At 64.4% G+C, this 10,043-nt stretch carries 7 protein-coding genes and 1 tRNA gene; all 8 read left to right on the top strand.

Going from position 1 to position 10,043, the window contains the following annotated elements:
- Positions 1-334 precede the first annotated feature (334 nt).
- Positions 335-613, top strand: coding sequence for a type II toxin-antitoxin system RelE/ParE family toxin (locus tag ACEWQ0_RS02615; protein ID WP_476484396.1), 279 nt, complete (start codon positions 335-337; stop codon positions 611-613).
- A gap of 10 nt (positions 614-623) precedes the next feature.
- Positions 624-911 carry a HigA family addiction module antitoxin gene (locus ACEWQ0_RS02610; protein WP_476481204.1) on the top strand — a complete coding sequence of 96 codons (288 nt, stop codon included), beginning with the start codon at positions 624-626 and terminating at the stop codon, positions 909-911.
- A gap of 243 nt (positions 912-1,154) precedes the next feature.
- Positions 1,155-3,857, top strand: a complete 2,703-nt coding sequence (gene ppc / locus ACEWQ0_RS02605) for a phosphoenolpyruvate carboxylase (protein ID WP_476484395.1) — start codon at positions 1,155-1,157, stop codon at positions 3,855-3,857.
- Between the two features lie 325 nt (positions 3,858-4,182).
- Positions 4,183-4,776 (top strand): TetR/AcrR family transcriptional regulator, encoded by a 594-nt coding sequence (locus ACEWQ0_RS02600; RefSeq protein ID WP_476484397.1) that lies wholly within the window; start codon positions 4,183-4,185, stop codon positions 4,774-4,776.
- A 78-nt stretch (positions 4,777-4,854) separates the two neighbouring features.
- Positions 4,855-5,979: an efflux RND transporter periplasmic adaptor subunit gene (locus tag ACEWQ0_RS02595; RefSeq protein WP_476484394.1), complete on the top strand. Its 1,125-nt coding sequence runs from the start codon at positions 4,855-4,857 to the stop codon at positions 5,977-5,979.
- Positions 5,976-9,095 (top strand): efflux RND transporter permease subunit, encoded by a 3,120-nt coding sequence (locus tag ACEWQ0_RS02590; protein WP_476484393.1) that lies wholly within the window; start codon positions 5,976-5,978, stop codon positions 9,093-9,095. Before ACEWQ0_RS02595 ends, ACEWQ0_RS02590 begins: the two co-directional genes overlap by 4 nt.
- A 16-nt stretch (positions 9,096-9,111) precedes the next feature.
- Positions 9,112-9,187: transfer RNA gene (locus ACEWQ0_RS02585), tRNA-Thr, on the top strand.
- Between the two features lie 282 nt (positions 9,188-9,469).
- Positions 9,470-9,832 carry a recombinase family protein gene (locus ACEWQ0_RS02580; protein ID WP_476484392.1) on the top strand — a complete coding sequence of 121 codons (363 nt, stop codon included), beginning with the start codon at positions 9,470-9,472 and terminating at the stop codon, positions 9,830-9,832.
- Positions 9,833-10,043: the final 211 nt, after the last annotated feature.

Below are 10,043 nucleotides of genomic sequence, written 5' to 3'. Positions count from 1 at the left end.
AAACCGGCGTCGGGTACGCTTCTCAAGGCGCGGGTCGGTGACAACTTCGTTGGAATCAGACATCTCTTCGCTCCGTAAGCGCCCTGAATGTTACAGATAAAACCGATCAGGTACTGTTGGGAGGGATGTTGACACACAGGGAGATGCCCGCCAATCCGGAGATTGCCCCGTCGAGCTGTGGGGGGATTTCCTGCGGATCGTGGGTGCCCTTGATACGGCTGGATACGTGGATACGCTGCGTATGCCCCTGGCGTGGGAGGGAGGCATCGCAAGTTGTCTCGCTATTCCGATTATGTGCATTGACACCTGATGCGTTACTGGTTACACTAGGCGGGTGATACGAAGCTTTAAACACAAGGGCTTGGCCAAATTTTTCAAGTCCGGCAGCACCGCAGGGATTCAGGCCGCTCACGCAAAAAGGCTTCGACTTGTTCTCGGTAGATTAAACGCAGCATCGGATGCCAAAGACATGGACTTGCCGGGCCTTCGATTGCACGAACTCTCCGGCAATCGCGCCGGCATCTGGTCAGTCACCGTTAGCGGTAACTGGCGAGTGACCTTCCGATTCGAGGATGGAGATGCCGAGATTGTGAACTATGAAGATTATCACTGAGGTACCGTCAATGTTGATGCACAATCCTCCCCATCCTGGTGAAGTGTTGCGAGAGCTTTGTCTTGAGCCACTCGGCCTCTCCGTCACGGCGGCTGCAGAGGCATTGGGCGTTAGCCGCAAGACTTTAAGTGCCGTGTTGAACGGCAAGGCCGGTATCAGTCCCGAGATGGCTATCCGGCTCTCTATCGCGTTTGATACCTCTGCACAAAGCTGGCTGAATCAGCAGTCCCAATATGAGCTCTGGCATGCCGAGCAACATCGCAGGGAGCTCAACGTGAAGAAGCTTGTTGCAGCCTGAAACAGCGCATTACCAAGCCATGCATCGGATGCCAAACTCTCTATTTTGCTCCGGTTTTGTCACCGGTGATAGCGGGCTTTTTGATGCTTGGTTTCAACTACAGTGCAACGGTAAGTTGTTGCCTGACTGAGGGTTTCAGGGGGCGCTTTGCTACGCCGCCCCCAAGTTTCATATAAACGCTCGAGCGTCACATTTCCCGCTCATCCGCTATCATGACTGCCTGATCAAAACAGGCTCTTCCCCATGAAACGCGAAGAAATCGACTTCCCACCTGAACACCAGGCCCTGCGTGACGATGTCAGCCTGCTCGGAGCCATGATCGGGGAGCTTTTGCGCGAGCAGTGTGGGGGTGCGCTGTTCGAGCGTGTGGAGACGGCGCGTTCGGCGGCGATTGATCGACGGGTAGGCGACGATGATGGGTCGGCCTTGCTGGCGCAGTGCCGCATCGACGATGCCGGCGAGGCCAGCGCTTTTGTGCGAGCCTTTGCCGCCTGGTTTCGCATGGTCAATCTGGCCGAGCAGGTTCACCGGATTCGCCGCCGGCGCGAGTATCTGGCGGCCGGGGAGGGCGTGCAGCCCGACTCATTGGCTGATGTTTTCGAGAAGCTGGCCGACGAAGGGCACGACTGGGAGTCCATACGTTCCCGCCTGGACGGTCTGCTGGTCGAGCCGGTCTTCACCGCGCACCCCACCGAGGCCACGCGGCGTTCCGTGCTCGAGAAGGAGCAGCGCATGGCGGGCTATCTGATCGAGCGCCTGGATCCGAGCCTGCCGCGCAATGTCTCGAAACGGCTGATCGATCGCGTGCGCATGGAGCAGACCATTGCCTGGCAAACGGCCGAACAGTCGCGCACCCGCCCGAGCGTGGCCGACGAAGCCGAGCATGCTCATTATTATCTGGCCAACGTGCTTTATCGTATTGCGCCGGTGCTGCACGAAAACCTGGCCGAGGCTGCCACCCGCGCCTGGGGCGTGGCCCTGTGGCCGGGCGATCTACCGTCGCTGCTGCGCTTCGGGTCCTGGGTGGGCGGCGATATGGACGGTAACCCCAACGTCACCGGCGAGACGGTCATGGAGACGCTCACCGAGCAACGTCGGCAGGTGATTGGCAACTATCTTGGGGAGGTGCGCCGGCTCAATCGTCTGCTCAGCCAGACCGAAGGGCGCGTGGAGGTGAGCAATAAGGTGCGCGAGCGCGCGGCCGACTACCGCAAGCGCCTGGCCCAGGCGGCGGAGGCTATCCCGGCGCGCCATGCGGAAATGCCCTATCGCGTGCTGCTGTATCTGATCGAAGCCCGGCTAGAGGCTACTCAGGATGATGGCGAAGCCGCTTACAGCCACGTTGACGAGTTCGCGGCCGATCTGGAGCTGATCGTTGCAAGCCTGGAAGCCAACCGCGGCCGCCGTGCCGGTCTGTTTCCGGTCGAGCGCCTGCTACGCCGCGTGGACATTTTCGGCTTTCACCTGGCCGCGCTGGATTTGCGCATCGACTCCGGCGATCTGCACGAGGCGGTCGCCGAGCTGATCGACGACCCCGGATGGCCCGAGCGGGAGGCGCAAGAGCGAACCCGCCGTCTGACAGATGCCGTGGATCGGGGTGAGATTCCCGATGGGCAGGCGTCTGGTGCCAGCCATCCGGTCTACAAGTTGCTGTCGGCCGCTGCCCAAGCGCATCGAAAGTTCGGCGCTCGCGCCATCACCACCCTGATCATCTCGATGAGTCGCAACGCCGACGATATTCTGGCGGCGTGGTTCGTGGCGCGCGCGGCCGGCGTGGCGCGTCACGGCCTCGACATCGTGCCCCTGTTCGAGACCGTCGACGATCTGGTGGCGGCCGAAGGTGTGATGGATGGACTGCTGGGCCTCGAGGTGTGGCGCGAGCTGCTCGCCCAGCGCGGCAACCGCCAGACCATCATGATCGGCTATTCGGACTCCAACAAGGACGGCGGCATGGTCGCCTCGCGCTGGTCGCTGCAGGAGGCGCAGCGCAAGCTGCTGGCGCTGTTCAACGCGCACGACGTGAATGTCACGTTCTTCCACGGCCGCGGCGGCACCGTGGGCCGCGGCGGCGGCAAGACTCCGCGCGCCGTGCTGGCCGCCCCGGTCGGCTCGGTCGGCGGGCGCCTGCGCATGACCGAGCAGGGCGAGGTCATTCATCGCAAGTACGGCTTTCGCACGATTGCGGTGCGCAACCTCGAGCAGACCACCGGCGCGGTCATCCAGGCCGGCTTTCTCGAGCACGACCCCGACACCGAACAGGGCCCCTGGCGCCGGGCCATGACGAAGCTGGCCGATTATTCGCGCAGCGCGTACCGTGATTTGGTCTACGGCAGCGACGACTTCAGCGACTACTTCCGCCTGGCCACGCCCATCGACGTGATCGAGCGCATGCGCATCGGCTCGCGGCCGGCCTCGCGGGCAAAAAAGGTCGGCATCTCTGGCCTGCGCGCCATTCCCTGGGTGTTCGCCTGGGGCCAGTCGCGTCAGGGCCTGCCGGGCTGGTACGGCCTGGGTACCGGGCTTGCGCGCCTGGTCGACGAGGTCGGGTTCGATCAGGTCGAGGAAATGGCGCGCGAATGGCTGTTCTTCTCCAACCTGCTGTCTGACGCCGAAATGGCCATGGCGAAGGCCGATATCGGTATCGGCCGGCACTACGCCGCCCTGGCCGGCGAGCTGGGCGAGCGCTATTTCCCGACCATCGAAGCCGAATTTGCCCGTACCCGCGAGATGATCTGCCGCATCCTCGGCCAGAAGCAACTGCTCGACAACGATCTCACCCTCAAGCGCTCGATCCTGCTGCGCAATCCTTATGTCGACCCGATGAGCTTCACCCAGGTGGAACTGCTCAAGCGCTGGCGCGCCGGCGGCTGCAAGGACGAGGCCCTCGAACTGGCCTTGATTGACAGCGTGCACGGCATCGCCCAGGGGCTGCGCAATACCGGCTGAGCGCGCGGAATCATTCCCAATGACGGAGCAGGGCAGGCCCCTCCGGCACCGTCCGGGCAACAGCGTGGGTTGGTCGGGGCTGGTTCCCCGTCGGGCGGCATGGCGGGCCTGGACGCTCGTTGCTGGCCTCGGTGTCGATCCGGCACCTCGTCCGTCGCGGATGTAACCGCGGCGCGGTGCGTGGGCCGGCACCACCCGGGCAACAACGTGGTAGGTCGGGGCTACGTCCCCGACGGACGACCGCGCAATACCGGTTGAGTTGCGTGCTTGCTCGCGTTGAGCAATTGGATTACACTTGCAAGCAAGTACTAGCTTTGCGGGAGTCGTGGTGCGAAAAAGCGGTGAGGAGCGGCGGCAGGAGATCGTCGAAGCGGTGGTCGATCTGGCCGCCGAACCTGGCGGCCGGCAGATCACCGCTCAGGCCATCGCTGACCGGGTGGGTATCGCTCAGCCGACGGTGTTTCGGCACTTCAAGAACCGCGAGAGCATTCTGGAGGCGGTATTCGAATGGATTGCCCGCCAGATGCTTGGTGTTGTAAGCGGCATGGCGACAAGCACCGGCCCGGCTGACGAGCGCCTGCGCGGGCTGCTGGAAAAGCAGCTTGAATTCGTGGCGGGTCACAAGGGCCTGCCCAGGCTGCTTTTCTCCGAGCGCCTGCACCAGGAGAACACGCGGCTGAAGCAGTCGGTCAGGCGCATCATGCAGGCCTATACGGCGACCGTAGCTGAGGTGATTCGGGACGGGGTGGAGGCCGGTATCTTTCGTGCCGATCTGGACTCCGACGAGACAGGCCGGATGACTCTTGCGCTTGTTCAGGGAACCATCATTCGCTGGTCCGTCAGCGACTTCGAATTTGACCTCGCCGGGCAGGGCCCCGCCATCTGGCGTCTGCTCGAGCCAGCGCTGCGTGCGGAGTGAGTTTTTTTTGAATGACGTGGAAAGCAAGTACTTGCTAAAGAATATCGTTGCAATGACTCATCCTTCCGAGGTGAACCGGTGAAGCGCATCAGCAAGATCACCCCGGCGCGCGCTGTTGCGCTGGCCGCGACTCTCGCGCTTTTTGTCCTGATCATCTGGGCTGCGCTGGACAAATATCGTGAAACCGTTGCCCCGGAACCGCCGAGGGCGGCACCACCCATTGCCGTGCGGGTTGAAACCGTGGCGGCGGGCCCCTTTGCTGTCGAGCGAAACTGGCGCGGGCAGATCGCGGTTGATGACCGGGCGACCCTTTCTGCCCAGTGGACAGCCGCGGTTGAAGCGCTGCCGTTTCGGGAAGGACAGTACGTTGCGGCCGGCGAGATCGTCTACCGGCTCGACGACAGCGAATTGCGCTCGGAGAGAGAAAGGCTGGATGCGGTACTCGCGCGCCTGGATGGTGAGCTGACGACCGCCCGGCGGGAGCTTGTCCGCCAGCGCGAGCTGTACGAGCGCAAGCTCACCCCCGAGAAACTGCTGGATGAGGCGAGCCAGCGGGTGGATTCGCTGCGGGCCCAGCGGCGCGAGGCCGAGGCGAACCGCTCGCTGGTTGCAACGCGGCTGTCCTACACCGTTGGCAGGGCGCCTTTTGCCGGCACCATTCAGCGCCTGTACGTCCAGCGCGGTGAGCTGGCCCGGGCGGGAAGCCCGGTTCTGGAGCTGGTGGCCGACGATACCCTCAAGGCAGAGGTTCAGGTCGCCCAGAGTGACGTTCCCGCCCTTCAGGAAGGGCTGCCCGTGGTCGTGCAGGTGCCGGCGCTGGGTTGGGAACGGGAAGGGCGGATCGACCGCATTTACCCGGCGCTGGATGACGCCACCCGCAACGCGACCATTGCGGTTCTGCTGCCGGCGGCCGAGGACATCCAGGCAGGCATGGCCGCGGTAGTGCACGCCCGAATCGGAGTCTACGATCAGGTGCTCACGCTGCCCATCCAGGCCGCCCACAGCGAACACGGCGCCGACTGGGTGTTTGTGGCCGAAGACGGTCATGCTCGCCGCCGGGCAATAGATACCGGTGAGACCAGTCAGGGTCGCGTCCACGTCCGCTCGGGCCTGGAGGTCGGCCAGCAGGTGATCGTCACGGCCGATCCGCGCCTGCGCGACGGCGCGGCCATTCACGTGGTCGAGGACGGGCCTTCGACATGAACCGCTGGCCGCAATGGGTGCTCGACCACCGCCACGTGGTCATTTCCCTGATCGTGGCCGTGCTGGTGCTTGGCCTGCAGGCGCGCTACGAGCTGCCCGTGCGCCTGTTTCCCGACACCGATCCGCCCACGGTTACGGTGATCACCGCCTATCCGGGCATGGCCGCGGCCGACGTCGACAACGACCTCACGCGCCTGCTCGAGGAGGAATTCGCCAGCCTCGATGGCATGACCCGGCTCAGTTCGACCAGCCAGGCGGGGCTGTCGGTCGTGCGCGCCGAATTCAATTTCGAGACGACCTCGGCGCTAGCGGCCGTCGACGTGCAGAACGCGATCGGGCGAATACGGCAAGATCTGCCCGCCGCCATAGAAGAGCCGCAGGTGCTCGAGTTTTCCACCGCCGACAAGCCCATCGTCACCCTGGCCGCGTCCTCGGACAGCCTGCCGATCGAGCAGGTCCGCGAGCTGGCCGACAACGCGGTGCGCGAACGGCTCGAGCGGGTAACCGGCGTCGCCGTGGTGGATATCTTCGGCGGGCACAAGCTGGAACTGCACGTCGCCGTTGATCGTGACCGGCTGGATGCGGCGGGCCTGTCCACCGACGAAGTGATGGCCGCGCTCGACGACTGGAACCTGAGCGCGCCCGGCGGCCGCATCGACAGCGGCGAGCGCGAGGCCGTGGTGCGTTTTGATGCGCCGCTGGCCTCTGCCGCGGATGCCGAACGGATCGTGCTCAAGGCCGACGGCAGTCGTTTCGTGCGGCTTCGCGACGTGGCCGATGTCGACCTGCTGCCCGGGGAGACGCGCTCGGCCTATCGCTACAACGGGCGCGATGCGATCGCCGTGCAGGTGCTCAGGCGCGACGATGCCAACACGGTGGAGGTGGCAGGGCGGGTGCGCCAGGCCGTCGACGAGCTGGCCGCCGATCTGCCCGAGCTGGATCTGGTCATTGCCGACGACGATTCGGAGTTTACCGAAGCGGTCATCTCCGACATGACCTCCACGGTGATGGTCGCCGTTGGCCTGACCATGGTGATCGTGCTGCTTTTCCTTGCCGAGTGGCGGCAGGCGCTCATCATCGCGCTGTCCATCCCCGCCGCTTTTCTGAGTGCGTTCATGCTCATGCAGATGGCCGGCCTGGATCTGAACATGGTGACCATGTCGGCGCTGATCCTGGCCATCGGCCTGCTGGTCGACGACGGGATCGTGATTCTGGAAAACATCCATCGGCATCTCGACGAGCTGGGTCTGCAACCCCGCCGGGCGGCGATCGAGGGCACCGGCGAGATTCTGGGCGCCAAACTGGGCGGCTCGCTGACTACGCTGGGCGTGCTTGTGCCCCTGATCTTCATGGGCGGATTCATCGGCGAGCTGTTCGGTCCGCTGGCCCTGACGCTGGCCTTTGCCCTGGGTTCGTCATTTATGGTCGCGGTCACGCTGATTCCCCTGCTGGCGGTGTGGTGGCTCAAGCCGGCCGACCCGGACAAGCCGGCCGGCGCAATTTCGGCTGCTCTGGAGCGCGCGCTCAAGGCCCCCCGCCGTGGCTATCTGGCGGCGCTGTGGATCGCCTTGCGCCACCCGGTGCTGACTCTCGGTGCGGCCGCCTTGCTGCTGGTCGCCAGCGTGGGGATGCTGCGCCTGATCGGCAGCGAGATGCTGCCGCGCTTCGATTCGGGCAGTTTTCAAGTGATCGTCGATACCGTGCCGGGCACGCCGGTCGAGCAAACCATGGCGACCCTGGGCGTGGTCGACGATCTGCTGCTGGGGCGCGCGGAAGTGCTCGACGTCGGCATTCGTGTCGGCCATGAGCCCGGCGCGCGCTCGATGGGCCAGCGCGGTGCGATGAGCCCCAACCAGGCCGAGGTGACCGTGACCCTGGTGCCGCGCACCGTCCGCAAGCTCAGTCAGTGGGACATCATGGATGAAGTCCGGCATGCGCTCGAGCGCACGCCCGGCGTCATGCTCGGCGCGCCTATCGAAATGGGCGGCACGGCACGCTCGAGCACGGCCGCTCCGGTGGTCGTGCGCCTGTCCGGCCATGACCCGCAGGAACTCGACGCCGCGGCCACCCAACTGCTGGAGCATCTGCAGGGCATACCCGGCATCACCGATCTTTACAAGGACTGGTCGCTCGATACCCCGGAAATTCGAGTGGAGCTTGACGAGGATCGCGTCAGCGAGCTCGGCCTGAGCGCCCGGCGAACGGCGGCCCGCGTGCACCGGGCCGTCGATGGCCACGTTGCCACCAGCTATCGCCAGCCGCCCCGACGCGACCTGGACGTGGTGGTCCGCTACCGCAGCGACCAGCGAAGCCAGCTCGACGACCTGGAGCGCATCGTGTTGCCCACACCGGCCGGCAGCGTGCCGCTGCGCGAAGTGGCCGCGTTCAAACAGGCGGTCGGGCCGCGCATCCTCACCCGCGAGGACGGCATGCGCACCCTCGAAATCCTCGGCTACCATTCCGGGCGGCCCCTGTCGGCCGTCGTCGCCGATGTTTCCGAACGCCTGGCCAGCTTCGAAGCCACCGCGGGGCCGGCGCCAATGCTCGTCGGCGAGCAGCAGGACTTCAGCGAAGCCCGACAGCGCATGCTGCAGGCGCTGATGCTCTCGGCTCTGGCCGTCTATCTATTGCTGGTCATCCAGTTTTCCAGCTTCGCTCACCCGATCACCATCATGGTGGCCATCCCGCTGCAGTTCATCGGCGTGGCCTCGGCGCTGCTGCTGGCCGACAAGTACGTGTCGATGTCGGCGCTGCTGGGCATCATTCTGCTCGTCGGCATCGTGGTCAACAACTCCATCATCCTGCTCGACCTGGCGCGCCAGCGCGTCCAGACGGGGGCGAGCCCGGCGCGCGCCGTGGGTGTGGCCGTGGTCACGCGCCTGCGGCCAATCCTCATGACCGCACTGTCGACCATCGCCGGAATGTTGCCGCTGGCCATGGAAATGGCCGTGGGCGCCGAACGCTTCTCGCCGATAGCCACCGTCATTATCGGTGGCATCATCACCGCCACCGTGCTGACCATGGTGGTCGTACCGACCCTGTTCGTGCTGCTGGAAAACCTGAGGCGGCGGTTCGGGCACTGCCGGCTTGTGCAAATTCCAGCCAAATCGGTATAATCCACGCCTCCCCGGCGCCGGTGTAGCTCAGCTGGTAGAGCACCGCATTCGTAATGCGTAGGTCGGGAGTTCGAATCTCTCCACCGGCACCAATCCAACAGCTTGATTGTTCAGTGTTTTTTAGAATGAGGCCGCGCCCCCAAGGCGCGGCCTTTTCGCGTTGGGGCCAAATTGGGGCCAGATTGGGACCTAAGGAACTGACCCTGACCATCGCACTCCCCTGCGCGTTCCGAAGTCTCGGTTGGATAGAGCGTCGGCCTCTGACGCTAGACTTGGGTCACAGGGCGTTTCTGCCTATCCAGTGTTCAAGTGGCTGAAAGCACCACCCCCTTCTCGATGCTAACCAAGCCCAGACTCACTGCTCTCCGATCTCTATGAATTGCGGAGTCGGAAGCCCCTGCCGCGATCAACCATTTGGTGCACGGCTCCCCCTATTCTCAATCTGGGCTTCTTCAGATCGTCCAGAATTGCGTCGGCTCCTCAGTGACGCCTGGGAAGGCGATACTCTGCTTGTGGAGGCCATAGATCGTCCCAGCGGGTTGCCGCGGGCAGAGTGGGATCGTCAGCGGGCCGAGATCGAGAGTGAGGGGCTGCGAGTGGTGGCGGTTGACCTGCCCACCAGCCACAAAGCGCTGTCTTCCGATGGCGGAGACGAGTTCACCGCGAGGATGCTGGATGCCGTCAATCGGATGATGCTCGATATGCTCGCGGCGATCGCCCGGAAGGAGTATGAGTAACGCGGGTAGCGAGGCGGAGGGGATCGCGAAGGCCAAGAGGCGGGCGCCGAGGAGGGCCGGCCGGTCGACCGTAAGCGTCCATTCCGCACCGTTCTTCCCCGCGCGTTGCTGAGTCAGTAATCTGCTCCCAAACTCAACTCAAGGAGCAGATCATGTCTTCGACCTATCGCATTCGCCGCTCGGCAAAGCAGTGGCAGAACCTGATTGACGA

The organism is Wenzhouxiangella sp. YN9 (genome assembly GCF_056324165.1).
This window is presented reverse-complemented; position numbering and strand designations above follow the sequence as displayed.

Coding starts and splice junctions, on each gene's coding strand:
- ppc (WP_476484395.1), top strand. CDS start 1,155: ATGAAACGCGAAGAAATCGACTTCCCACCTGAACACCAGGCCCTGCGT.
- ACEWQ0_RS02580 (WP_476484392.1), top strand. CDS start 9,470: ATGAATTGCGGAGTCGGAAGCCCCTGCCGCGATCAACCATTTGGTGCA.
- ACEWQ0_RS02590 (WP_476484393.1), top strand. CDS start 5,976: ATGAACCGCTGGCCGCAATGGGTGCTCGACCACCGCCACGTGGTCATT.
- ACEWQ0_RS02610 (WP_476481204.1), top strand. CDS start 624: ATGTTGATGCACAATCCTCCCCATCCTGGTGAAGTGTTGCGAGAGCTT.